The organism is Streptomyces sp. NPDC034099 (assembly GCF_055575415.1).
Map to the genome: position 1 here is coordinate 342,534 of NZ_JBVISR010000008.1, position 22,623 is coordinate 365,156.

General features: G+C 73.5%; 24 protein-coding genes. 10 read left to right on the forward strand and 14 right to left on the reverse strand.

Translation table 11 applies throughout. The annotated features are described in order from the left end of the window. Positions 1–27: 27 nt before the first annotated feature. Positions 28–822, reverse strand: coding sequence for an SDR family NAD(P)-dependent oxidoreductase (locus tag ACZ56V_RS24250; RefSeq protein WP_365618496.1), 795 nt, complete (start codon positions 820–822; stop codon positions 28–30). A gap of 195 nt (positions 823–1,017) precedes the next feature. Here ACZ56V_RS24250 and ACZ56V_RS24255 point away from each other — a divergent pair, with 195 nt between their 5' ends. The 4 genes from ACZ56V_RS24255 (at position 1,018) to ACZ56V_RS24270 (ending at position 6,072) form a co-directional block, all read left to right on the forward strand. Beyond that, positions 1,018–2,193 (forward strand): hypothetical protein, encoded by a 1,176-nt coding sequence (locus ACZ56V_RS24255; protein ID WP_468945136.1) that lies wholly within the window; start codon positions 1,018–1,020, stop codon positions 2,191–2,193. A 168-nt stretch (positions 2,194–2,361) separates the two neighbouring features. Further along, positions 2,362–2,925: a 2Fe-2S iron-sulfur cluster-binding protein gene (locus tag ACZ56V_RS24260; protein ID WP_468945139.1), complete on the forward strand. Its 564-nt coding sequence runs from the start codon at positions 2,362–2,364 to the stop codon at positions 2,923–2,925. Beyond that, entirely contained in the window at positions 2,922–3,914 is a 993-nt protein-coding gene (locus ACZ56V_RS24265; RefSeq protein WP_468945142.1) for an FAD binding domain-containing protein, read from the forward strand. Before ACZ56V_RS24260 ends, ACZ56V_RS24265 begins: the two co-directional genes overlap by 4 nt. Positions 3,915–3,942: 28 nt before the next feature. Further along, positions 3,943–6,072, forward strand: a complete 2,130-nt coding sequence (locus tag ACZ56V_RS24270; protein ID WP_468945145.1) for a xanthine dehydrogenase family protein molybdopterin-binding subunit — start codon at positions 3,943–3,945, stop codon at positions 6,070–6,072. A gap of 73 nt (positions 6,073–6,145) precedes the next feature. On the opposite strand, the gene ACZ56V_RS24275 is transcribed toward ACZ56V_RS24270, so the two are convergent. Next, the gene (locus tag ACZ56V_RS24275) at positions 6,146–7,594 is read right to left on the reverse strand and encodes a hypothetical protein (protein WP_467379918.1); all 1,449 of its coding nucleotides are present in this window, start codon (positions 7,592–7,594) and stop codon (positions 6,146–6,148) included. Between the two features lie 203 nt (positions 7,595–7,797). On the opposite strand from ACZ56V_RS24275, the gene ACZ56V_RS24280 reads away from it, so the two are divergent. From ACZ56V_RS24280 to tgmB, 3 genes are all read left to right on the forward strand, one after another. After that, on the forward strand, positions 7,798–8,118 hold the full coding sequence (locus ACZ56V_RS24280; RefSeq protein WP_398908496.1) for a YkvA family protein: 321 nt from the start codon (positions 7,798–7,800) through the stop codon (positions 8,116–8,118). A gap of 119 nt (positions 8,119–8,237) precedes the next feature. Then, positions 8,238–8,429 carry a putative ATP-grasp-modified RiPP gene (tgmA, locus tag ACZ56V_RS24285; protein ID WP_003978169.1) on the forward strand — a complete coding sequence of 64 codons (192 nt, stop codon included), beginning with the start codon at positions 8,238–8,240 and terminating at the stop codon, positions 8,427–8,429. A gap of 16 nt (positions 8,430–8,445) precedes the next feature. Then, the gene (gene tgmB / locus ACZ56V_RS24290; RefSeq protein WP_468945150.1) at positions 8,446–9,432 is read left to right on the forward strand and encodes an ATP-grasp ribosomal peptide maturase; all 987 of its coding nucleotides are present in this window, start codon (positions 8,446–8,448) and stop codon (positions 9,430–9,432) included. Between the two features lie 15 nt (positions 9,433–9,447). On the opposite strand, the gene ACZ56V_RS24295 is transcribed toward tgmB, so the two are convergent. Next, positions 9,448–9,663 (reverse strand): hypothetical protein, encoded by a 216-nt coding sequence (locus tag ACZ56V_RS24295; protein WP_398908492.1) that lies wholly within the window; start codon positions 9,661–9,663, stop codon positions 9,448–9,450. Between the two features lie 108 nt (positions 9,664–9,771). Beyond that, a complete protein-coding gene (locus ACZ56V_RS24300; RefSeq protein WP_467379913.1) occupies positions 9,772–10,266 on the reverse strand; it encodes a hypothetical protein in 495 nt (164 codons plus the stop codon). A gap of 207 nt (positions 10,267–10,473) precedes the next feature. Between ACZ56V_RS24300 and ACZ56V_RS24305 the strand changes: the two genes are divergently transcribed. Continuing rightward, positions 10,474–11,442, forward strand: a complete 969-nt coding sequence (locus ACZ56V_RS24305; RefSeq protein WP_468945154.1) for a GlxA family transcriptional regulator — start codon at positions 10,474–10,476, stop codon at positions 11,440–11,442. A 24-nt stretch (positions 11,443–11,466) separates the two neighbouring features. Here the strand turns inward: ACZ56V_RS24305 and ACZ56V_RS24310 are convergent, their stop codons facing one another. From ACZ56V_RS24310 to ACZ56V_RS24325, 4 genes are all read right to left on the reverse strand, one after another. After that, positions 11,467–11,730 carry a DUF5133 domain-containing protein gene (locus ACZ56V_RS24310; protein WP_398908487.1) on the reverse strand — a complete coding sequence of 88 codons (264 nt, stop codon included), beginning with the start codon at positions 11,728–11,730 and terminating at the stop codon, positions 11,467–11,469. Between the two features lie 159 nt (positions 11,731–11,889). Further along, positions 11,890–13,659: an ABC transporter ATP-binding protein gene (locus ACZ56V_RS24315; protein ID WP_467379908.1), complete on the reverse strand. Its 1,770-nt coding sequence runs from the start codon at positions 13,657–13,659 to the stop codon at positions 11,890–11,892. Positions 13,660–13,820: 161 nt separating this feature from the next. Then, positions 13,821–14,366 carry a hypothetical protein gene (locus ACZ56V_RS24320; protein ID WP_198601889.1) on the reverse strand — a complete coding sequence of 182 codons (546 nt, stop codon included), beginning with the start codon at positions 14,364–14,366 and terminating at the stop codon, positions 13,821–13,823. A 28-nt stretch (positions 14,367–14,394) separates the two neighbouring features. Then, positions 14,395–14,877 carry an ATP-binding protein gene (locus ACZ56V_RS24325; RefSeq protein WP_398908483.1) on the reverse strand — a complete coding sequence of 161 codons (483 nt, stop codon included), beginning with the start codon at positions 14,875–14,877 and terminating at the stop codon, positions 14,395–14,397. Between the two features lie 226 nt (positions 14,878–15,103). On the opposite strand from ACZ56V_RS24325, the gene ACZ56V_RS24330 reads away from it, so the two are divergent. Continuing rightward, entirely contained in the window at positions 15,104–15,331 is a 228-nt protein-coding gene (locus ACZ56V_RS24330; RefSeq protein WP_356371906.1) for a DUF397 domain-containing protein, read from the forward strand. Positions 15,332–15,452: 121 nt separating this feature from the next. Then, positions 15,453–16,373 carry a helix-turn-helix domain-containing protein gene (locus ACZ56V_RS24335; protein ID WP_356371907.1) on the forward strand — a complete coding sequence of 307 codons (921 nt, stop codon included), beginning with the start codon at positions 15,453–15,455 and terminating at the stop codon, positions 16,371–16,373. 80 nt (positions 16,374–16,453) lie between these two features. Here the strand turns inward: ACZ56V_RS24335 and ACZ56V_RS24340 are convergent, their stop codons facing one another. The 6 genes from ACZ56V_RS24340 to ACZ56V_RS24365 all read right to left on the reverse strand — a co-directional run bounded on the left by ACZ56V_RS24340 (position 16,454) and on the right by ACZ56V_RS24365 (position 22,322). After that, on the reverse strand, positions 16,454–17,272 hold the full coding sequence (locus tag ACZ56V_RS24340) for an SAM-dependent methyltransferase (RefSeq protein WP_398908480.1): 819 nt from the start codon (positions 17,270–17,272) through the stop codon (positions 16,454–16,456). A gap of 147 nt (positions 17,273–17,419) precedes the next feature. Beyond that, positions 17,420–18,700 (reverse strand): ABC transporter substrate-binding protein, encoded by a 1,281-nt coding sequence (locus tag ACZ56V_RS24345; protein ID WP_398908478.1) that lies wholly within the window; start codon positions 18,698–18,700, stop codon positions 17,420–17,422. Beyond that, positions 18,697–19,848 (reverse strand): branched-chain amino acid ABC transporter permease, encoded by a 1,152-nt coding sequence (locus ACZ56V_RS24350; RefSeq protein WP_468945163.1) that lies wholly within the window; start codon positions 19,846–19,848, stop codon positions 18,697–18,699. The genes ACZ56V_RS24345 and ACZ56V_RS24350 overlap by 4 nt, the downstream gene beginning before the upstream one ends. Next, positions 19,841–20,740 (reverse strand): branched-chain amino acid ABC transporter permease, encoded by a 900-nt coding sequence (locus ACZ56V_RS24355; RefSeq protein WP_467379903.1) that lies wholly within the window; start codon positions 20,738–20,740, stop codon positions 19,841–19,843. The genes ACZ56V_RS24350 and ACZ56V_RS24355 overlap by 8 nt, the downstream gene beginning before the upstream one ends. Then, positions 20,737–21,534, reverse strand: a complete 798-nt coding sequence (locus ACZ56V_RS24360; protein WP_468945168.1) for an ABC transporter ATP-binding protein — start codon at positions 21,532–21,534, stop codon at positions 20,737–20,739. The genes ACZ56V_RS24355 and ACZ56V_RS24360 overlap by 4 nt, the downstream gene beginning before the upstream one ends. After that, positions 21,531–22,322: an ABC transporter ATP-binding protein gene (locus ACZ56V_RS24365; protein WP_468945171.1), complete on the reverse strand. Its 792-nt coding sequence runs from the start codon at positions 22,320–22,322 to the stop codon at positions 21,531–21,533. The genes ACZ56V_RS24360 and ACZ56V_RS24365 overlap by 4 nt, the downstream gene beginning before the upstream one ends. Between the last annotated feature and the right edge of the window lie 301 nt (positions 22,323–22,623).

Below are 22,623 nucleotides of genomic sequence, written 5' to 3' on the forward strand. Positions count from 1 at the left end.
GGCCGAGGGCGACCGGGGCCCAAGACGCTACGGCAGGATCGAGTCGACGTATCCGCCGTCGACCCGGACGGCCGCACCGGTGGTGGCCGAGGCGAGCGGGGAGCTGAGGTACACCACCAGGTTGGCGATCTCCTCCGGCTCGATCAGCCGCTGGAGGAGGGACTGCGGGCGGTGTTCGCGCATGAAGACGCGCTGTGCCTCGTCCCAGGGCAGGTCGCGGTCGACCAGCTGGTACACGAAGTCCTCGACGCCCTCGGTGTGGGTCGGCCCGGCGATGACGCAGTTCACCGTGACGCCGCTGCCCGCGGCCTCCTTGGCGAAGCCGCGGCCGACTCCGAGCAGGGCCGTCTTGGACACCCCGTAGTGGATCATCTCGGCCGGGATCACCACGGCCGAGTCACTCGCGATGTACAGCACCCGGCCCCAGCCGCGGTCCCTCATCCGGGGGAGATGGGCGCGCGTCAGCCTGACGCCCGCGAGGACGTTGATCTCGAAGTAGCGGCGCCACTCGGCGTCGCTGATCTCCAGCGCGGGCGCGGCACCGAAGACGCCGAGGTTGTTCACGAGGACGTCCACGTCGGGCAGCGCCTCCAGGGCCCGCTCGGCGCCCTCCTCGGTACCGAGGTCGGCCGCGACCGGCACGAACGCGCCGTCCGGCACCTCGGCCCGCAGCTTCTCGACGCTCTCCGCCAGGCGACCGGCGTCGCGCCCGTTGACGCCCACGGTGGCACCGGCCCGCGCCAGCCCGGCGGCGATCGCCGCCCCGATGCCCTGCGAGGAGCCCGTCACCAGTGCGGTGCGTCCGCCGAGGTCGAGGTTCATCAGGTCGCTCCTTCTCGTGCCGTACGGTCGGTCGGGTTGCTCCTGCCCACCCTCGCTCACCACGCACCCGCGCCACGGCCGGCCGCACCGTGCGCAGCGCCGCGGCACGCCCGGTCGGCGGACCCCCCGGTGCTCTCGACCGACCTGCGGCGACGATACTTGCCTACGTCCGTGCCCCTGCTGCCCGATGGACCCATGCCGACCTCTCCCACCGCCCGCCCCACGCATCCGCCCACGCTGTGGGCCGCTCGCGGCCGCCATGTCGGCTCAGCGGCCGAGGACACCGTCCGGCACCGGCTGCAGCGGCTCAAGGACGACCACGTCATCGACGACTTCCTGGAGCCGCCCGGGGAGCCTGCGGCCGAGCCCGCGGCCGCCGGGACTCCCGGTCCACGGATCTTCGAGGCGCGCTGGAAGGCCCCCGGGGCCGTCACCGTGCGGGCCCGACTGATCCTGGAGCCCGGCTCGGCGGGCGGCCAGGACTGGACGCTGCTCGCGGAGGCCGAGGAGGCCTGGGACCTCGCCTGGCCCTCCCCCGCCACCGTGTTCTGGCCCGACGACCCGGACGTCACCTGGGACCGGGACGCCGCCACGGGGCTGCGGCTGCGGGGCATCAACACCCTGCCCGACGACGACAAGGCCGTGCGCCGGCTGCTCAAGGAGGCCGGGCGCAGCCCGTGGAACATCCACGTCGTCCTGCACGAGGCGATGACCCCGGACCACCGCGGCCGGGTGCCGCTGGCGCAGCGGCTGCCGCCCGGTCTGCGGCACCGGGTGGTCGAGCACCGCGCCGCGCCGCAGCAGTTGCGGGTGGTGAACTGGGCCCTGGAGGACTTCGGGGTCCAGGTGCCGCGCGGCGGCGCCGTGGTGCTGCCCGGCACGCCGGCCCCGGCCGACTACGCCGCCGACGACTTCTCCGTCCGCACCGTCTTCCTGGACGGCTCCGAGCCCACCGGGCTGATCGCGGCGGTGACGTCCTTCGCCGCGCTGCCCAGGCCGCTGCCCGACGACGCGGTGGCGGCCCTCGGCTCGCTGCGGGAGGACTGGCGGCTGCTGACGCTGGAGGAGGAGCTGGAGCGCGAGCGCAAGCTGGTGAAGATGTACGCGGAGGCGCTGGAGGCCATGACCCGGTCCCGTGACCTGTACCGGGAGGCGGCGGAACGCGCGGCCGAGGCCCTGGCCGTGTACCGGGAGTCCGCCGAGGCGGCACCGGCGGCACCCGCGCCCGCCCAGACACCGTCGGCGTCTCCCCTGCGGGGTCTGACCCGCACGCTGGAGCGGTTCAGGGGCTCCGCCAGGGCCTCCCGCCCGCACGCCACCGCCCCTCGCGACACGTCGGAGCCTCCCGGGCCCCGGGCGACCGACGACTGAAGGCGCCCGGCGCCGGGCGCCTTCGGCTGGCTCGGGGGCATCGAACCCGGGGGTCTCCCCTGCGGGAGGCGGTGCCGTGCGGTGAGGGCACCCTCACGTGTCATCCGGCGCGAGGTGGATACGCGGACGGCACAGGAGCACGGCCCGTCCCGGAAGGTCATCGACGCCATGGACAGCCAGCACGACAGCGCCCCCGCTTCCCGCCCACCGGCACCCTCCCGTTCGCAGACCACGCTGCGCGTCAACGGCAAACCGCACACCCTCACCGTCGATCACCGCCGCGTCCTGCTGGACCTCCTGCGGGAGGATCTCGACCTCGCGGGCGCCAAGAAGGGCTGCGACCACGGGCAGTGCGGGGCCTGCACGGTCCTGGTCGACGGGCGGCGCGTCAACAGCTGCCTGCTGTTCGCGGTCGCCCTGGACGGCTGTGAGATCACCACCGTCGAGGGTCTCGCCGGGGACGGCGAGGAGCTGCACCCGGTGCAGCGCGCCTTCCTGGACCGCGACGCCTTCCAGTGCGGCTACTGCACCCCGGGCCAGATCTGCTCCGCGGTCGGCGCGCTCGCCGAGGCAGCGGCCGGACATCCCTCCCACGTCACCGACCCGGGGACGCCCTCCGGGGAGCCCGTCGCGCTGGGCCGGGACGAGATCCGGGAGCGGCTGAGCGGCAACCTGTGCCGGTGCGGTGCGTATCCGCGGATCGCCGACGCGGTCGAGGACGTGATCCCGTGAAGTCCTTCGCCTACGTACGCGCGGGCAGCGTCGAGGAGGCCACCGAGGCCTTCGCGGCCCACCCCGGCGCCCGCTACCTCGGCGGCGGCACCAACCTCGTCGACCTGATGAAGCTCGGCGTGGAGACGCCCGCCGTGCTCGTCGACGTCACCCGGCTGCCGCTGGACACCGTGGAGGAACTGCCGGACGGCGGTCTGCGGGCCGGGGCGACGGTGCGCAACAGCGACCTCGCGGCCCACCCCGCGGTGCGCGACCGTTACCCCGCGCTGTCCCAGGCGCTGCTGGCCGGTGCCTCCGGCCAGTTGCGCAACGCCGCCACCACCGGCGGCAACCTGTTGCAGCGCACCCGCTGCCCCTACTTCCAGGACGTCTCCAAGCCCTGCAACAAGCGGGAGCCCGGCAGCGGCTGCGGCGCGCTGGAGGGCGTGCACCGCGATCACGCGGTGCTCGGCCACTCCGACCGGTGCATCGCCACCCACCCCTCGGACATGGCGGTGGCGCTGGCCGCCCTCGACGCGCGCGTGGAGCTGCACGGCCCCGAGGGCGCCCGCAGCGTGCCCGCCGCCGACTTCCACCGGCTCCCCGGGCTGCATCCGGAACGGGACACGGAGATCCACCCGGGCGAGCTGATCACCGGTGTGGTCCTGCCCGCGGCCACGGCCGGGCTGCCCTCGGCGTACCGCAAGGCCCGCGACCGGGCGTCGTACGCCTTCGCGCTGGCCTCCGTCGCCGTCGTGCTGCACCTCGCGGACGGGGTGGTGGAGCGGGCCGGGATCGCCTTCGGCGCGCTGGCGCACCGGCCCTGGCGGGCCCGGCGGGCCGAGGACGCGCTGCTGGGCGCGGCGCCCACGACGGCGGCGTTCGAACACGCCGTCGACCTGGAACTGGCCGCGGCCGAACCCCTGCGGGACAACGCCTACAAGGTGCCGCTGGCCCGCCGGCTGGCCCTGGACGTACTGGGTCGGCTCGCCCCGCCCGCCACCACCTGACGACCGAGGTGTCCACGAGGAGGACTCCATGACCGCCACCGATGCCGTCCTGGGCGCTCCCGTCGAGCGCCGGGAGGGGCGGGAGAAGGTCACCGGCACCGCCCGGTACGCCGCCGAGTACCCCGCGCCGGGCCGCGCCCAGGCCTGGCCCGTGCCGGCGACGGTCGTACGGGGCCGGGTGACCGGCGTCGACACCGCGCCCGCGCTCGCCCTGCCCGGCGTGCTCGCGGTGCTCACGCACGAGAACGCGCCCCGGCTCGGCACCCCGGACGACCCGACGCTGGCCGTGCTGCAGGACCCGCACGTCCCGCACCGGGGCTGGTTCGTGGGCGTGGTGGTGGCCGAGACGCTGGAGGCGGCCCGGGCCGGAGCCGCCGCCGTCCGGATCACCTACGAGACCGAGCCGCACGACGTGACGCTCACCGCCTCGCACTCCGGGGCGTACATCCCCGAGTCCGCCAACGGCGGCTTCCCGGCCGTCACCGAGCAGGGCGACCCGGACGGCGCCCTCGCCTCCTCGGCGGCCCGGGTGGACGTCGAGTACCGGGTGCCTCCGCTGCACAACCACCCCATGGAACCCCACGCCAGTACGGCGCACTGGGACGGCGACCGGCTGTCCGTGCACTGCTCCAGCCAGGGCACCACGGCGGTGCGCAAGGAACTGGCGCGACTGTTCGGGCTGCCCGAGGACCGGATCACGGTGCGCGCCGAGCACGTGGGCGGCGGGTTCGGCTCGAAGGGCACGCCGCGTCCCGAGGTGGTGCTGGCCGCGATGGCGGCGCGCGAGACCGGCCGGCGGGTGACCGTCGCGCTGCCGCGCCGCTACCTGCCCGCCGTCGTCGGGCACCGCGCGCCGACCCTGCACCGGCTGCGCCTCGGCGCGGACGACGGCGGCCGGCTCACCTCGCTCGTGCACGAGGTGACGACGCACACCTCGCGGGTGAAGGAGTTCGTGGAACAGGCGGCGGTTCCCGCGCGGGTCATGTACGCCGCTCCCGCCCTGCGCACGGTCCACCGCGTGGCGGCGCTCGACGTGCCCACGCCCTCCTGGATGCGCGCCCCCGGCGAGTGCCCCGGCATGTACGCCCTCGAATCGGCGATGGACGAGCTGGCAGCCGAACTCGGCGTCGACCCGGTGGAGCTGAGGATCCGCAACGAACCGGAGCGCGAGCCGGACAGCGGAAAGCCGTTCAGCAGCAGGCATCTGGTGGAGTGTCTGCGCGAGGGCGCCCGGCGCTTCGGCTGGGAGGGCCGCGATCCCCGTCCGCGGTCCCGCGAGGCCGGTCCCCTGCTGATCGGCAGCGGGGTGGCCGCGGCCACCTACCCGGTGCTGGTCTCCCCGTGCGTCGCCTCGGCGCGCGCCCTGCCCGACGGCGGGTTCCTGGTGCGGGTGAACGCCACCGACATCGGCACGGGTGCCCGCACGGTGCTCGCGCAGATCGCGGCCGATGCCCTCGGCGCCCCGCTGGACCGGGTGCGGGTCGAGGTCGCCGACAGCGGTATCGGGTTCGCCCCGATGGCCGGTGGTTCCTCGGGCACCGCGTCCTGGGGGTCGGCCGTGCACCAGGCCTGCGTCCGGCTGACCGCCCGGCTGGCGGAGCGCTCGGGGCCGCTGCCGGACGAGGGGGTCACGGCCGAGGCCGACACCTCCGGGACGGTGGACGCGGAGAGCCCCTTCGCCCGGCACGCGTTCGGCGCCCATTTCGCCGAGGTGGGCGTGGACACCGTCTCCGGTGAGGTGCGGGTGACCCGGCTGCTGGGCGTGTTCGCCGCGGGGCGCATCCTCAACGCGCGGACGGCCCGTTCCCAGTTCATCGGGGGCATGACGATGGGCCTGGGCATGGCGTTGACCGAGGACAGCACCGTGGACCCGGTGTTCGGCGACTTCGTCGAGCGTGATCTGGCGTCGTACCACGTGCCCGCGCACGCCGACGTCGGGGACGTCGAGGCGCACTGGGTCGACGAGGAGGACGACCACCTCAACCCCATGGGCAGCAAGGGGATCGGCGAGATCGGGATCGTGGGTTCGGCGGCGGCCGTGGGCAACGCCGTCCACCACGCCACCGGCATCCGCTTCCGGGAACTGCCGCTCACTCCCGACCGGGTGCTCACCGCCCTGCTGGAACACGAGCATCCCGCGGGCACGCTGGGCGTCTGACGGCACACGCGTGGTCCGCGCCGGTTCACCTTCCGGCGCGGACCACGCGCTGTCGGGAAGCGGGCCGTGCCGGTCAGTCCGCGGCGGTGCGGCTCGCCACGGCCACGGAGCGGGCCGGCCTGCGCCGCGCGGAGGCCGGTGCGGCCACCCGCACGCACAGTGCCGTCAGCGCGACGAGCGAGGCGACCACGGCCACCGCGACCGCGATCCAGACCGGTGCCAGCGTCAGGTCCGTGACCGGGGACACCCGGGCCGAGGGGGTGGCGCTGCCGTAGAGCTTGGCCGCGGCCAGGGCCGCCGGTCCCACGACCGCGGCGGCGAGCAGCGGTACGGCCGGCCGCACGGTCAGCAGCAGGGCCAGCACCAGGCAGAGCGCCGACAGGCCGAGCGCCACCCCGTAGGCCGGGGCGGAGGCGTCGCCGCGGTGCAGCGGGAAGTAGGCCACGCCGCACCCGGCCAGGACCGCGACGGTGAGCCAGGCCGGCCAGACCGGGCCGCGGGCGGCCCGCCGTGCCGCGCGGTCCCGGTCGCGGGCCGCACGGGCCCGGTCGCGGTCGCGCGGAGCACGGGACTCCTCATGACGCGACGCACGGGATTCCGCACGGTCGCGGGCCGCACGGGGCGCCTCACGGTCGCGGGCCGCACGGGACTCGTCGCGGTCGCGTCCCCGGCGGAACGGGAGTGGCGGCCTGCGGCGTTCGCGGCCGCGGCGGTCCGCTCCGCCGGGGGCGCCGGTGAGCCCCGCCGACCGGGTGGCGGGCTCGCCGCCGTCGTCCTCGTCGGCCGCGTCCCGGGCCGCCCGCAACCGCCGGGCATCGGGCCGCTCCGGGCGTACGTGGCCGTCCTCGGCGAGCCGGCCGATCAGTTCGACCAGTTCCTCCACGGGCCGTCCGGTGGCGGCGGCGCGCACGGCCTCCTGCCCGCAGTGCGGTTCCAGGGGGGTGCGGTGCAGCAGCGCCATCAGCCGGGTCACGTCCTCCACGGAGCGGCACTCCGCCGCGGCCCGGATCGCCTCGTCCGCGCTGTCGGACGGCCGCGGCGGCCGGGTCAGCAGGCCGACCAGCCGGGTGACGTCCTCGACGGACCGGTTCACGCCGACCGCGCGGAGCGCGTCGATCGTGGCCTGCGCGTACCGCGGTGACTGCTCCAGCGTCGTGATCAGGTCGACGACCTCGTCCAGCGGCCGGTCGGCGACGGCGGCGCGCACCAGGTCGCCGACGGGATCGCCGTACGCGCGCGCCGCACCGTCGGCGGCGTCGGGCTGCGCGTCGGGGGCGGCAGCCGCTTCGGAGGCGGGGAGGTCGGGATCGGGCTCGAGTTCGGGGAGGTCGGCGTCGTCGAAGTCGACGTCCCAGAGGTCGCCCTCCAGCTCGGGCGAGGGCCGGTCGGCGGACGTCCGGACCGCGTGTTCCGCGCCGGGCGGTCGCGCCGTGCCGGTGGTCGTGGTCGTCTCCCCGGTGGGCAGGTCCACGGCGGATATGGCGTACTCGGGCGAGCGGGGTGATGAAGAGCCGGTGGTCATGATCTCTCCGTGTGGTGGGGGTGCGGCCGCCCTGCGTCCCCGACATGCGACTCGCGCTGTGTGCTGCCATTACTAGGCACGTCCAGCGCGCCGTGCCACTCCGGTGGGCCACAGGGATGAGAGACCGCCTCCCCGGGTCTTGCCGCCGACTTGAGCGGGCATCCGGGTGGGGAGGCGCGTACCGCGCGCCGAAGGAGGGGACCGTGGATACGACCACAGTGATCGTCGTGGCGGTGCTGCTCGCGGCGCTCGTCCTCGCGGCGGCTCTCGCCGTCCTGGTGCGTCTGGTCCGCACCCGGCGGGACCTCAGGCGGGCCGGCCTGCCCACGGGCCCGCGCTGGGTGTTCTGGGGCGCCGTCCTCTACCTGGTGCTCCCGACGGACCTGTTGCCCGATCCGGTCTACCTGGACGACATCGGCGTGCTGCTCCTGGCCCTGCGTTCCGCGCGCGGCCCGATCGCCGGGCGGCGCGGCCCCGCGGACGGGCGGCAGGGCACCGGCCCGCCCGGTGATTACGCAGCGTAAGGAAACCAATCACCCGTTCGATTCGTATAAGTCTCTGGAAGCCGAAGGAAGTCGGCGGACCAGGTGACGGCGCACAGGGATCGTCGCCTGATCGGCGCAGCACCGACTAGGGAGAGACGATGCAACCGTTCGCGCTCAACTACGCACGGCCCGCAGTGGAGTTGGAAGCCACCACTCCGTACGTCTACGACTCCGGGCTGCAGTTGAACGTGCTCCTCGACGGGCGGGTCGCCGCCTGCGACCACGCGCTGCTGAGGGAACTGGGGACCACGACCTCCACCGCGGGGTCGAAGACCCACTTCGACGACTGAACACGGGCCGTCGAGAATGACCGTGTTGATCCTGACCAGTGAAGAGGACGTCACCGCCGACATGGTGGTGGTGCACCTGAACGCGTCGGGAGTACCGGTGGTCCGCCTGGACCCCGCCGACCTCACCGACTCCGTCGCGCTGTCCGGCGAGTTCGTGCACGGCTCCTTCCGGGGCCATCTGTCCTCGGGCGGCCGCCTGGTGAGCATCGGCGGGCTGCGGTCCGTCTGGGTGCGCAGGCCGGGCGGCGCGGCCACGCGGGCCGCCGAGCCGTCCGCGTGGCTGACCGAGGAGGCCGGCCAGGCGCTGTACGGCATGCTGCGCGGCTCGGAGGCACGCTGGATGAACCAGCCCGACGCCGCGTACCGGGCCAGGTACAAGCCCTGGCAGCTGCGTCTCGCCCAGCGGTGCGGGCTGCCCGTGCCGGCGACGCTGATCACGACGTTTCCGCGGGCGGCACGCGAGTTCGCCGAGCGCTATCCGGATCTGGTGGTCAAGCCCGTCTCGGGCGCCCATCCGCAGGATCCGCCCCGGGCCGTGCCGACCAGCCGGGTTCCGCCCGAGGCCGACTTCTCCGCCGTCGCGCACGGCCCGACGCTGCTGCAACGCCGGATCGCCAAGCGCGCCGACATCCGGCTGACCGCCGTCGGCGAGGTGTTGCTGGCCGCCCGCAAGACGGCACTGGCGAGCCTGGACCCGGACGAGGTGGACGTCCGTTTCACGGCGTCGGGCGAGCCGTGGCGGCCGGCCGAGGTGCCGCCGCGCGTCGCCGAGCAGGTGCGGGCCTACCTCCGGGCGGCCGGACTGGCCTACGGCGCCCTCGACTTCGCCGAGGACGGCGACGGCACCTGGTGGTTCCTCGAGTGCAACCAGTCGGGGCAGTTCGGCTTCGTCGAGGTGGACACGGGCCAGCCGATCGCCCGCACCATCGCCGAGTGGCTGGCCCGGCCCGGCGCCGAGGAGGCGGTGGAGGCGGGCGGTCCCGAGACGGCGGCGGTCGGGTGAGGTCCGGCGCGCCCGTCAGTGCGGGCGGGGACCGGGCAGCAGGGCGGTACGCTGCCAGCCGGCACCCGGGGACGGCTGGCGCTCGACGCCCGGCAGGTGCCCGGGGGCGCGCAACGGACGCATGACCACCTCCAGTTCCCTGCTCACACGCTCGGCGTCCCGCCGCACCTGCTCGGGGACGTCACCGCGTTCGGCGACGAGTCGGTCGTAGATGGGGGAATCCTGGAACACCCGTCAACGTGCCTTTCGTGTCGTCCGCCCCCGTACGGGGGCGCGACTGAGCAGTCTAGGCGCCCGTTCACGTGGTGGTGCGCATTCCGCCAGGATGTGAACGGACCCTCAGGCGCCGGTCGTGGACCCGGGCCGCACGATCATGAGGATGGTCACCGTGGCCCACAGCAGGTTGAACAGGCCGGTGAACATGGCGAGCCGGGCCGTGCGGGCCCGTTCGACGGGCTGCCCGTCGGCCAGTTGCTGCAGGAGCTCCTCCTGGCGCGGCAGGACGAAGGCGGCCAGGAGCCCGGCGGCGACGGCGGTGAGAGTGACGGACGCGATCAGCCAGGCGTCTTGCAGGACCCCCATCGAGGCGGCGGTGGCGAAGCCGAGGACCGGCACCGCGATGCCGAGGCCGGCGTAGACCCGGCAGATGCGGTGCAGCAGCCGGACAGTGCGCACGTCCCCGGCGTCCACCGCCCCGTCCCCGCCCCCGCCCCCGACGGGCACGTCCACCGGCACGCGCCGCGCGGCCGCCGGGAACATGCTGGCCGCGACGGTGACGGGCCCGACGGCGACGATGGCCGCGAGGACGTGGAGGGACAGCAGGAACTTGGTCATCGGTCGGGCTCCGGGAGGCAGGATCGGGCGATGCGGTGATCGAAAACCAAGGTAGAAAGGCGGCGACCGGTCGCACAGGGGCTGAAACGACAGCTTCCAACGGAATCCCGCCAGTGCTTCCACCAGCGCCTCCCGGACGCCACCCGGACTCTGCCCGGGCCGGCCCGGGCTTCTGCGACCGGCGGGAATCCGCCTAGGGTGGCCCCCATGCACTCGGTGGCGATCCTGGTCCTCGACGACGTGGTGCCGTTCGACATGGCGGTGCCCATGCAGGCGTTCGACTGGACGCGGCTGCCCGACGGCCGCAGCCCCTACCGGGTCACTCTGTGCGCGGAGTCGCCCGAGGTCCGCACCGAAGGCCTCGCCCTGCGGATCGAGAGGGGCCTGGAGGCACTGGAGACCGCCGACACGGTCATCGTGCCGGGTCGCTCCGACGAGTCCGCTCCGCCCTCCGACCGCGTCCTCGGCGCCCTGCGGCGAGCGGCCGCCGCCGGGACGCGCGTCGCTTCGGTGTGCGCGGGCGCCTTCGTGCTCGCGGAGGCCGGGCTGCTGGACGGGCTGCGGGCCACCACCCACTGGATCGCCGCGGCGGAACTGGCCCGCCGGTACCCCCGGGTGGACGTGCGGCCGGACGTGCTCTACGTCGACAACGGGCAGATCCTCACCTCGGCGGGCGCGGCCGCCGGTCTGGACATGTGCTTGCACATGATCCGCCGGGACCTCGGATCGGCCGTGGCCGCGCACGCCGCCCGGATGTGCGTCGTCCCACTGGAACGGGAGGGCGGGCAGGCCCAGTTCATCGTGCAGGAGCATCCACCCGTGCCGCGGGGGTCGGACCTGGAACCGCTCCTCCGGTGGATCGAGGACCATCTGGCCGAGGAGGTCACCCTCGGGGCCATGGCGGCGCGCTCGGGGATGAGCGAGCGCACCTTCAGCCGTCGGTTCCGCGAGCAGACGGGCACCACTCCGCTGCAGTGGCTGCTGCGGGCGCGGGTGCGACGCGCCCAGTACCTGCTGGAGAACGGGGAGCACTCCGTCGAACGGATCGCCCGGCAGGCGGGTTTCGGCTCTCCCACGGCGTTCCGCGAGCGGTTCCGCCGCGTGGTCGGCACCACGCCGTACGCCTACCGCGCCGCCTTCCGGGCGAAGACCCCCGTGTCGCCGGGGACCTCGTAGGCCGCGCGGCGCGGTCCGGCACCGTCACACGGCCAGCGAAAGCCCGGTCTCCCCGTTGGCGTCCACCGGGCGCGCCTGCGGCGCCGTCCGCCCCTTGGCGAGCAGCAGCGCGTCCGCCTTCGCCACCGCGTCGTGGACGCTGGTGGTCGCCATCATCACGCACAGTGTGTAACTGACGTCCGTCAGCTCCCGCACCGTCGCGTGCCGGGGCCTCTCCGCCTGAGCGATCCTCAACGACGCGTACCGCGTCAGCAACTCTCTGACGACCTTCGGGTCCGGTTCCAGCACGAAGCGCCCCTCTCTCGACTTTCGCTGCGTATGCCCCGAACCCCTCGCCGCAATCGCACCATGGGCACCCCTGCTCGCGATTGACCGGATCCCGCCCCTTCTTTCAGCACCTCCCCCTTCAGGCTTCACGGTCCTGGGATCCGGACGGCGCGGACGCGCTCAGGCGACCTGGCCGCTGTGCAGTGCCGCGTACGCCCCTCCGCCGGCCAGCAGTTCCTCGTGGGTGCCGGTCTCCTGGATCCGGCCGTCGCCCATCACCACGATGCGGTCCGCACCGCGCACCGTGGACAGCCGGTGCGCCACGACGAACGTGGTGCGCCCGCGCAGCAGCCGGGCCAGCGCCTGCTGGACGAGCGCCTCCGAGCGGGTGTCCAGGGCCGAGGTGGCCTCGTCGAGGATCAGCACCCGGGGGTCCCGGATCAGGGCGCGGGCGATGGCCAGGCGCTGGCGCTGCCCGCCGGACAGCCGCGCCCCGTGCTCTCCGACCAGGGTGTCCAGGCCGTGCGGCAGCCGGTCGACGAACTCCAGGGCGTTGGCGTCGCGCAGGGCGGCGCGCACGGTCTCCTCGTCGGCGTCGTCCATGCCGTAGGCGACGTTCTCCCGGATCGTGCCGTCGAACAGGATCGACTCCTGCGGCACCACCGAGACGAAGCGCCGGTACGTGCGCAGGTCGAGGGTGTTCATGTCGACGCCGTCCAGCAGCAGCCGGCCCGAGGTCGGCCGCAGGAAGCCGATCACCAGGTTGAGCACGGTGGACTTGCCCGCGCCGGACGCGCCCACCAGGGCGATGGTCTCGCCCGGCTCGACGCGGAGGGTGAAGTCGCTGACCGCGGGCCGCCCGTCGCTGTCGTAGAGGTGCTCGACTCCCTCGAAGGCGACGGCTCCGCGCAGCGAGGTCAGCTCCGCCTTGCCCTCGTTGTCCTCCAGTTCGGGGGCCTGGAGCACCTCGCCGACCGAACGGACGGACTCCAGGCCCTTGGTGATGACCGGGGCCAGGCCCGCCAGCGTCGTCGTGGAGTTGGTGAGGGTGGTCAGGAAGGCGCTGAGCATCACGACGTCGCCGGCGGTGACGCCCCAGACGTCGTAGTACGAGACCAGCGCGGCGCCCGCCAGCACCAGGACGCCGACCACGTTGAGGACGACCCAGGACAGCGAGCCGAAGCGTCCGTTGACCAGGTCCAGGCGCATCCCGGAGGTCAGCAGCCGGTCCAGGGTGCCGTCCATGCGGCGCAGCGCCTTGCCCTCCAGTCCGTGGGCACGGGTGACCGGGATGAGCCGGGTCATCTCCGTGACCCGCGAGGACAGGGTCTCGACCTCGTGGCGGAAGTGCTCGTTGTGGGTGCGCAGCCGGGCGCGGAGGCGGGCCACGAGGAGGGAGGCGGCGGGGACCACGACGAGGAAGACGGGGAGGAACTCCGGGGTGCGCACGGCGATGATGACGAGGCCGCCGGTGAGCACGGTGAACGCGCCGAGTCCGGTCTCGGCGGTCTGCTGCACCATCTGTTCCACCGTCTCCACGTCCCGGACGACCTTGGCCTGCAGGACGCCCGCGCTCACCCGCGAGTGGTAGCCGATGGAGAGCTGCTGCATGCGCGTGCACAGCGCGGAACGCAGGGCGGTGCCCATGCGGCGCACGCTGCCGTACAGGAGGCGCACGTACAGCAGGTGCAGCGGGTAGTTGACCACCAGGATGAACATGATGATCCCGGTGCTGGTCCACAGGTCGGTGATGGGACCGTGCTGGACGACGGTGTCGATGATGGCCGCGGTGATCAGGGGCAGCAGCCAGACGGGGCTGTGCTTGACGGTGAAGACGGCGACCGCGCCGGCCAGTCGGCGGCGGTCGGCGCGGAACAGGTAGACGAGGGTGCGTATCGGGTGTTCGCCCCGGTAGCGGTGATCGAGCGGCTTTTCCATCGACGACGCCATCGGCGTGGTCCTCCTGGTGACCGAGTGGGGCAAGCGCTTGCTTCCCGCGCTTTCCTACCCGGTCGGCCTGGAGTACGCCACACCGTTCCGCGCCTTGGAAGGGGGACCCGCGCCTTCTCCCCCGTGGAGGGCGCGGGTCCCGGTCTTCGGGGGCGCGGGGCTCAGTCGCCGAGGGTGCGGGCGAGTTCGGTGGTGGCGCGGGTGATCTCGGTGTCGTCCTCGGCCAGCAGCCGTTCCAGGCCGTCCCGCCGGGCGCGGACGGCCTGCCGCGCCGCGCGCTCCCAGGCCACCGGGTTCTCACGGTGGTTGAGCAGCTTGGGGTAGGCGGTGGCGGTGGTCTCCCACTGCCGGGCGTCGGCGATGTTCTTGAGCAGTTGGATGATCTGCGCCCGGCAGCTCACCTGGGGCCGCTGCGCCAGCTCCCACAGGAAGGGGACGGTGGCGGCGGTCGCCTGCTCGACGACGAAGCCGTACTGGCAGATGCGCTTGCGCAGGTCGCCGAGGGCGGCACGGGCGGTTTCGGCGTCGCCCCGGGCGACCTTGCGCAGCAGCCTGGGAATGGCCGCCGCCGAACCGGTGGAGTCCTGGATGTCGCTCCAGGGCACTCCGTCGAGTCCTGCGAGCAGGGCGGTGGTGCGGGGGGAGCCGGGCGACGTCTGACGGTCGCTGCGCTGGATGCTCGGCTCGGGTGTCGGAGCGCTGCGCATGGTGTGGGGCCCTTCCGCGGCAGTCGGGTCAGGTGAGGGGGCGGGTCGACAACGTGGCCCAGACCGTCTTGCCCGCCGGAGGGCGCGGGGTCCAGCCCCACTCCTCGGCGAGGGCGTCGACGATGCACAGGCCGCGTCCGTGCTCCCGGAGTGCGGAGCCGTCGGACGGGTTGAACACGGGCATGTTGTCCCCGGGATCGGAGACGGTCAGCGTCAGGTCGCCGGGGCCCAGGGCCAGTCCGAGCCTGATCTCCGGAGCGCCGGCCGCGGCCGACGGCACCGCGTGCGTCACGGCGTTGGCGATCAGTTCGGTGATCACGAGGGCCGCGTCGTCACCGCGGTGGTCGAGCGACCACGCGCGCAGTGTGTCCCGCGTGAAGCGCCGGGCCCGGGCGAACCCGGCCCCGCTGCACGCGACGCGCAGCGCCACGGCGGCCGGGGGGCCGCCGAGGGCGGGGCGCCCCGCGTGCGGGAGCCCTGCGGAGCGACTCGTCGCGCCTGCCTCCGACACGGGTTCGCCGGGCGACCGGAGCGTTGGATGCGCAGGTGACGGCACTGCATCTCCCTGATGCGACGTCAGAAAGGGACCTCAACCGGAGGGTTGACGCCACGGCTATTATCCACGCTGAGAGCGCTCGCGTGCAATTGCACGAGAAATTGCGCGAAAAAAATCGGATGGGGGCGCTCGGGGACCGGCACGACTCGGTCCGCTCCCCCCGAACAGCAAGGAGACCGCGGTGCCACCAGTGCGCAACGGAGTGCAGGCCAGCCAGTTGGACGCCTGCTGGAAGAAGAGTCGGCACAGCAACGCCGAGGGCAACTGCGTCGAGGTCGCCCTCGTGGACGGAGGCATCGCGATGCGCAACTCCCGTGACCCCGACGGCCCCGCGCTCGTGTACACCCCGGCGGAGGTGGCCGCGTTCCTGGCGGGGGCGAAGGAGGGCGAGTTCGACCACCTGCTGTAGACCGGGCGACGCGGCGGCCCGAAGCGGAGTCCAACTACCCGATTTCCACGGGCGGATGCGGCGAGCACCGAGGGGATGAGATAGTCTTTCCTTCAAGTCTGCCGGTCTGCTGGGAGCCAGGATGTCCGCCACGTCGCATCGCATCTCCCGTCTCGAACCCTATCTGGACCGCGCCGAGCCGGCTCCGACTCTGCTCAAGATGCTCGTCGGCGTGCAGCTGGCGGGTTTCCGCGAGGATGCCGGCCTCTCCCAGGACCAGGCGGCACGCGACCTGGGCTTCAGCGGCGCGAAGCTCTCGCGCATCGAGTCGGGCAAGGGCCGCAGGCCCCCTTCGGAGAAGGACGTCCGTGCGCTGCTCGAGCGGTACGGCACCGATGCCTACGAGGCCTCGGTCCTGCTCAAGCTGTTGCAGCGCGCGGGCGAACCGGGCTGGTGGCAGCGGTACGACAAGCGCCTGATGCCCGAGTGGTTCGACCGTCTGGTCGGCCTCCAGGAGGCCGCGGCGACCATCCGTACCTTCGAGATCCAGTACGTCCCCGGTCTGCTGCAGACCGAGGACTACACGGAGGCAGTGGTCGAGCGCGGCCTGCCGAACGCCCCCACGGCGGAGGTCCGGCGCCGCGTCGAACTGCGCAAGCGCCGGGCCGCGCTGCTGGAGCGCAAGGACGCGCCGCAGCTGTGGGCGGTCATCGACGAGTCGGTCCTGCTGCGCGTGCTGGGCAGCCGTGAGGTCATGCGCGCACAGCTGGAGCACCTGGTCACCATGGCGAAGCGGCCCCATGTGACGCTGCAGATCGTGCCGCTGGACGTGACGAACGCGTCGGCGCCGGCGATCCCCGTCACCTATCTGCGTTTCGGCGGCGCCGATCTGCCGGACGTGGTCTACCTGGAGCACATCGGGAGCGCCAACTTCCTCGAGGACCGGGACGAGACCGAGCAGTACCGGGTCGCGCTGGACCGGCTGGCCGACGAGGCGCTCACTCCGCGCGAGTCAGTGGAGCGGCTGCGCGAGACGATGGCGACGCGCTACCCCGCGAAGTAGCGGCACGGCACGGAGGAGGGGCCACGCGCACCGCGCGTGGCCCCTCCTCCGTCATACCGTGATCGACTCGGCCCGTCCGGTCAGCGCAGACGACCCAGTCCGCCGAACTCGATCCACTCGTCGCTGAGCTGACGCGGCGCCACCTCGGTGTCCGGGCGCCAGGTGGAGACCTCCACCAGACCCGGTTCCAGGATGTCCATGCCCTCGAAGAGGGCCTCGACGTCCTTGGGCTCGCGCACCCGGCCCCAGTGGCCCTGCGTCGCCTGGTTCATGAAGTCCGTGACGAACTTCCGCACTTCGGCGTCCTCGCTGACCAGCTGACACATCACCGCGTAGCTTCCGGGTGCCAGCCGCTCGGTCACCCGGCGGACGACCGCCTTGGGCCCGTCGGTGTCACTGTCCGGGATGCAGTGGAACACCGAGTTGAACAGGACGGCGACCGGCTGCGAGAAGTCGATCAGACGCTGGGTCTCCGGGTGGGAGAAGATCTCGTCGGTGGCACGCATGTCGGCGTGGATGACGGCGGTCTGGTCGTTCTGGTCGAGCAGGGCCCGGCCGTGGACCAGCACCATCGGGTCGTTGTCGACGTAGACGACGCGCGACTCGGGGGCGATGCGCTGGGCGACCTGGTGCACGTTGTCCTGCGTGGGCAGGCCGGAGCCGTGGTCGAGGAACTGACGGATGCCGTAGTCCTGGGCGAGGACCCGGACGACCCGCTGGAGGAAGCGCCGGTTGTTCAGCGCCAGCCGACGCGTGCTGGGGACGACCTTGTCGAGTTCGCCCACGGCCTCGCGGTCGGCCGCGTAGTTGTCCTTGCCGCCCAGGTAGAAGTCGTACATACGTGCCGCTGTCGGCACGTTGGCGTCGATCTCCGTGGACAGCTGCTTGTCGGCTTGCATCGTTCCCCCAGCTCCGTACCGGCGCCAACTGGACTGGCATGACAGACAGTACATCTTAAAGACCTAGTGGTCAGCCAAACCAGAGGCCGGATCATGTGGCCGTCAACCCGGTTGCGGCACAAACCAGTTGACGGCCACTCGAACGGGTCAGCCGCGGGCGGCCAGGTACGCGTCCACTCCGGGCGCCTTGTGCGCCTCCTCCACACCGACCAGGCCGCCCACCGCCTTGGCGTCGGGCTTCAGCACGTACGTGGACCGGCTGGCCGGCGCGGTCACGTAGGTGAAGTTCTGCGGGGTGCCGAGTCCGGTGTCGGCGTTCTTCTGCGAACGGTGCGCCTTGACCACGTCCTGACGGGCGAGGCCGCCGCCCTCGCAGGCCTTCTTCAGGTCGGCGCCGGTCAGCTGGGCGGCGTTGTATCCGGACAGCACGCCGGAGTCGACGGGCTCCCCCGGGTACGCCTTCCGGTAGGAGGCGACCATCTTCTTGACGCCCGGCAGGTCGGAGCTGACCGCCGGTGCGGCGCTGACGACGTGGACCATGGCTTCCAGCGCCGGCGCCGCGGGTGTCTTGAGGAGCTGCGGGGCGTAGCCGGGCGCGCTGCTGACGATCGGCACCTTCAGGCCGCGGGCGGCGGCAACGCCGGCGAGGGAGGCGGTCTGGGCGGGGCCCGCGCTGATCAGGATCGCCTTCACCCCGGCCTTGCTCAGCGCGGACACCTGCGCGGTCAGGTCGGTGTCGGTGGCCTTGATCTTCTGCCCGGCGACCTTCATCCCCGCCTGTTCGGCGGCCCACTCGGAGCCCTCCAGCGCGTTGGCGCCGTAGTCGCCCTCGAAGTAGACGTGACCGATCGTGTCGCCCTTGGCGATCTTCTTGGTGCGGGTGAGGAAGTCGACGGCGGCGATCATGTCGAGGTCGTAGGTGGTGCCGAGGACCTGGACGGAGTCCCGGCCGAGCAGGCTGGCCGCCCAGGCCTGCGGGAAGGTCAGCATGTGGTCCCGCTCGATGTCGTCGAGCAGCGCGGCGACCACCGGAGAGCCGATGACCTGGGGCAGGGCGACGACGTCCGGGGCGATGTCGGCGTAGGCGGTGACCGCCTTCTGCACGTCGTAGCCGTGGTCCTTGACGACGATCTCCACCTTGCGCCCGCAGATGCCGCCCGCGGCGTTGGTCTCGTCGGCCCACATCTGCTGGGCCTGCACGATGCTCTTGCCGAGGGTGGCGTAGGGGCCGGTGAGGTCGGTCAGCGCGCCGAGTCTGATGGTCTTGTCGGTGACTCCGGGGCCGGACCTGACGCCGTCGGCGGCGTCGTCGGTGCTCCCGCCGTCCGCCTTGGAGCTGCAGGCGGTGCCCGCGAGCAGCACGGCGGCCAGTGCCGCGGCCAGGGCGGCGGTCCGGGCGGTGCGGGGCCTGGGGTGCGTGACGTTCACGGGGTGTGCTCCTTGGCTCGTGCGGTGGTGTCGGTCGTGTCGGAGGTGGTGCTGGGGCCGGGCGCGGGCCCGGTGCCGGGCGGTCCGGTGCGGGGCGGGCGGCGGCGCAGGCGGGCCCGGGTGCGGCGGGCCAGTCCGTGCAGGCCGTCGAGGGCGTAGAGGAGGATCACGACGATCGCCGCGCCGTAGAGGTAGCGGGACGCCTCGGTCGGGCCGATCGAGCCGCCGCCGGACCCGGGCGCCGCCACCAGGGGCAGCTGGTCGGCGTAGCGGGTCATCAGCAGGGGCAGCGCGGTGACGAAGACGGCTCCGGCGGTGGCTCCGGCCACCGAGCCGAGCCCCCCGATGACGATCATCGCGAGGTAGTCGACGGAGAGGGCGAGGGAGAAGTAGTCGGGCACCACGCGGCGGAAGGAGAGCGCGAGCAGGACGCCGGCGAGGCCCGCGTACATCGACGAGACGACGAACGCGGCCGAGCGGTACCGGGCCACGTGCACCCCCATCACGGACGCCGCGGTCTCGCTGTCGCGCAGCGCCGCCAGGGCGCGTCCGGGGCGTCCGCGCAGCAGGCCGCGCGCGGTGAACCAGGTGACGGCGAACAGGGCGAGTCCCAGGTACCAGAGGCGTTCCTCGGCGCCGAACGGCACGCCCAGGACGGTCAGTTCCGGGTCCGACTCGGCGAAGGTGAAGCCGCCCAGCTCCAGCGGCGGCACCGAGCGGCCGTTGAAGCCGCCGGTGACGGAGTCGGCGGTGAGCAGGAGGTGGTGGCCGAGGAAGACCAGGGCGAGCGTGGCGACGCCGAGGTAGATGCCCTTCACGCGTCCGGCGACGGGGCTGAACAGCCCGCCCGCCGCCCCGGCGAGGAGTACGGCGAGGACGGCGGCGACGGCGGGCGGCAGCCCGGGGCCCGGCTCGCCCGCCAGCCAGACGTAGCCGTAGGCACCGACGGCGAGGAAGAAGGCGTGCCCGAGGGAGAGCTGTCCGGCGGTGCCGCTGAGCAGGCCGAGCCCGACGGCGCCGATGGCCGCGGCCATGGAGAACAGGCCGATGCGCAGCCAGAAGGCGTCCAGGTAGAAGGGCGGGGCGCACAGGAGCAGGGCGCACAGCAGGAGCGGGCCGCGCTTGAGGAGGGGGCGCAGGTCAGACACGGGCCGCTCCCTTGGCCGCGAAGAGTCCGGCGGGGCGCACCAGCAGGACGAGCACCATCACCGCGTACGGCGCGACGTCGCCGAAGCCCTCGCCGAGGACGTGCAGGTCGGACTGATAGCCGGCGACGAAGGCCTCGGTGAGGCCGATCAGCATGCTGCCGACCAGGGCGCCGACCGGGGAGGTCATGCCGCCGAGGATGGCGGCCGGGAAGGCCTTCAGCGCGATCTGCCCGGTGGTGCGCTCCAGGCCGGGCGCCGGGAAGGCGACCAGGAAGACGGCGGCGAGGGCGGCGAGCCCCCCGGCCAGGCACCAGGCGACGGTGCGCACCCGGGTGAGCCGTACGCCCATGAGGGCGGCGGCCTCGCGGTCCTCGGCCGCCGCGCGCAGCGACAGGCCCCAGGGCGTGAACCGGAAGAGGGCGAAGGCGCCGGCGATGGCGACGGCGGACACCAGGATCGCGGCGACGCGGCTGTCGGCCACGGTCACCGGGCCGAGGTCGGTCACGGCGGAGCCCCAGGGGTCGCCGAGCGGCAGCAGGTCGCCGCCGATGCGCCGGGCGAGGTCGGTGACCAGGACGATGTCGATGCCGATGGTGACGATGGTCTGGACGTGGGCGGCGTGCGGGTCGGTCCCGCCGACGCGTTGCAGCACCAGCCGGTCCAGGATCCCGGCCACGGCCGCCGTCACGAGGACCGCGACGGCCAGCGCCCCGGCGAAGCCGACGTCGTCGTGGAGGACGGCGACGAGGTACCCGCCGAGCAGCAGCAGCGAGCCGTGGGTGAAGCTCAGGACTCCGGATGCCTTGAAGATGGTGACGAAGCCGAGGGCGATCAGGGCGTACACGGAGCCGAGAGCCAGGCCGTTGAACAGGCTGTCGAGGAAGCCGGTCATGCCGCGTCCTCCCCCGTGGTGGTGCCGAGGTAGGCGCGGAGCACCTCGGGGTGGCGCCGGACCTCGTCGGGGGTGCCGTGGGCGATGGCCCGGCCGAAGTCGAGGACGGTGACCTCGTCGGCGAGCCGCATGACCAGGCCCATGTCGTGCTCGACCAGCACGACGGACAGGCCGAGTTCGGCGCGGATCTCCCGGACCACCCCGGTCATGCGGGTGCGTTCGGCGGCGTTCATGCCGGCCACGGGTTCGTCGAGCAGCAGGACACGGGGCTCCAGACAGAGGGCGCGGGCGAGTTCGACGCGTTTGCGGTCGCCGTAGGACAGCAGCGCGACGGGTGAGTCGAAGTGGGGTGCCAGGCCGGTCAGTTCGGCGATCTCGCGGGCCTTCGCGAGGTGCTCGCGCTGTTCGCGCCGGGCGCGTGGCAGACGCAGGGCGCTGGCGGCGAACCCGGCGTGGGACAGGGCGTGCCGGCCGAGCATCAGGTTGTCGGCGACGGTGCCCTGGGTGGTGACGATGTTCTGGAAGGTGCGGGCGACGCCCAGGGCGGCGATCCGGTGCGGGGCGAGCCGGGTCAGTTCGGCGGCGCCGAGCCGTACGGAACCGGCGGTGGGGCGGTAGAGGCCGGACAGGACGTTGAAGCAGGTGGACTTGCCGGCGCCGTTGGGACCGATGACGGCGTGCACGGTGCCGGGGGCGACGGTGAAGGAGACGTCCTCGAGGGCGAGGAGACCGGCGAAGCGCACGGTCACGCCCCTCACCTCCAGCGCGGGCGGTGCGGCGGCGGGGGTGGTCACGCGGCCCCCTTGCCGTCGGCGCCGTCGGTGGTCTCGCCCAGGTAGAGACGGCGTACGGCGTCCGTGCGCGCGAGGTCGGCGGCGGCGCCGGAGAGCCTGATCTCGCCGACCTCCAGGACGTGGGCCTGTCCGGCGAGGGAGAGCGCCATGCCGGCGTTCTGCTCGACGAGGAGGACGGCGGTGCCCTGGGCGTTGATCTCGCGGACGACCTCGGCGATGCGGTCCACCATCATCGGGGCGAGCCCGAGCGAGGGTTCGTCGAGGAGGAGCAGCCGGGGCGCCGCCATCAGGGCGCGGCCGATGGCCAGCATCTGCTGCTCCCCGCCGGACAGCAGGCCGGCGGCCTGGCGGGTGCGCTCGGCGAGCCGCGGGAACAGGGTGAAGACGCGGTCCCTGGCCTCGCGGACCTGGGCCGGGGCCCGCCGGTTGAGGCCGAGCCCGCCGGCCCGCAGGTTCTCGTCGACGGTGAGTCCGGCGAAGACCCGCCTGCCCTCGGGCACCTGGACGACTCCGGCGCGTACGGCGGCGACCGGGTCCCGGCCGTCCAGGACCGTGTCGCCGTAGCGGACGCGGCCGGCCGTGATCGCGCCGCGGTGCAGACGCAGGGTGCCCGAGACGGCCCGCAGCAGCGTCGTCTTGCCCGCGCCGTTGGCTCCGAGCAGGGCGACGACGGCGCCGTGCGGGACGGTCAGGGACACGGAGCGGAGGGCGGACAGTGCGCGCCCGTACGTCACGTCGAGGCTCTCGACGTGCAGCGCGGGCGCGCCGTCCGGTCGTGCTGCGGGCATCGCGGCTCCTTGGGACCGGGCCGGAACGGCACGGTGACGGGTGAAGGGGGGAGCTCACGACAGCACGGGCACCGGGGGCCGTACAGGGGTCCCGGGCAGGGTCGCTGCGGTGTCCCAGTCGGGAGGCGGCGAGTCTGTGCGGATGCCCAGAGGCCGGTGCCGGCCCGGCTCCGAGCGGGATCACCCACCAGGCACCGGCGGTCCCCGGTTGCCCCACGGGACACGGTCCGCCGCCCCGGCAGCCGGAGCCGGGGACGAGAGGGGCAGGAAGCCCGGTAACGCACCCGTTGCGGCCCTCACG

Excerpts from the sequence above, each read along its gene's own strand:
- ACZ56V_RS24250 (WP_365618496.1), bottom strand. The coding sequence starts at position 822 with ATGAACCTCGACCTCGGCGGACGCACCGCACTGGTGACGGGCTCCTCG.
- ACZ56V_RS24255 (WP_468945136.1), top strand. The coding sequence starts at position 1,018 with ATGCCGACCTCTCCCACCGCCCGCCCCACGCATCCGCCCACGCTGTGG.
- ACZ56V_RS24260 (WP_468945139.1), top strand. The coding sequence starts at position 2,362 with ATGGACAGCCAGCACGACAGCGCCCCCGCTTCCCGCCCACCGGCACCC.
- ACZ56V_RS24270 (WP_468945145.1), top strand. The coding sequence starts at position 3,943 with ATGACCGCCACCGATGCCGTCCTGGGCGCTCCCGTCGAGCGCCGGGAG.
- ACZ56V_RS24275 (WP_467379918.1), bottom strand. The coding sequence starts at position 7,594 with ATGACCACCGGCTCTTCATCACCCCGCTCGCCCGAGTACGCCATATCC.
- tgmA (WP_003978169.1), top strand. The coding sequence starts at position 8,238 with ATGCAACCGTTCGCGCTCAACTACGCACGGCCCGCAGTGGAGTTGGAA.
- tgmB (WP_468945150.1), top strand. The coding sequence starts at position 8,446 with ATGACCGTGTTGATCCTGACCAGTGAAGAGGACGTCACCGCCGACATG.
- ACZ56V_RS24300 (WP_467379913.1), bottom strand. The coding sequence starts at position 10,266 with ATGACCAAGTTCCTGCTGTCCCTCCACGTCCTCGCGGCCATCGTCGCC.
- ACZ56V_RS24305 (WP_468945154.1), top strand. The coding sequence starts at position 10,474 with ATGCACTCGGTGGCGATCCTGGTCCTCGACGACGTGGTGCCGTTCGAC.
- ACZ56V_RS24315 (WP_467379908.1), bottom strand. The coding sequence starts at position 13,659 with ATGGCGTCGTCGATGGAAAAGCCGCTCGATCACCGCTACCGGGGCGAA.
- ACZ56V_RS24320 (WP_198601889.1), bottom strand. The coding sequence starts at position 14,366 with ATGCGCAGCGCTCCGACACCCGAGCCGAGCATCCAGCGCAGCGACCGT.
- ACZ56V_RS24335 (WP_356371907.1), top strand. The coding sequence starts at position 15,453 with ATGTCCGCCACGTCGCATCGCATCTCCCGTCTCGAACCCTATCTGGAC.
- ACZ56V_RS24340 (WP_398908480.1), bottom strand. The coding sequence starts at position 17,272 with ATGCAAGCCGACAAGCAGCTGTCCACGGAGATCGACGCCAACGTGCCG.
- ACZ56V_RS24355 (WP_467379903.1), bottom strand. The coding sequence starts at position 20,740 with ATGACCGGCTTCCTCGACAGCCTGTTCAACGGCCTGGCTCTCGGCTCC.
- ACZ56V_RS24365 (WP_468945171.1), bottom strand. The coding sequence starts at position 22,322 with ATGCCCGCAGCACGACCGGACGGCGCGCCCGCGCTGCACGTCGAGAGC.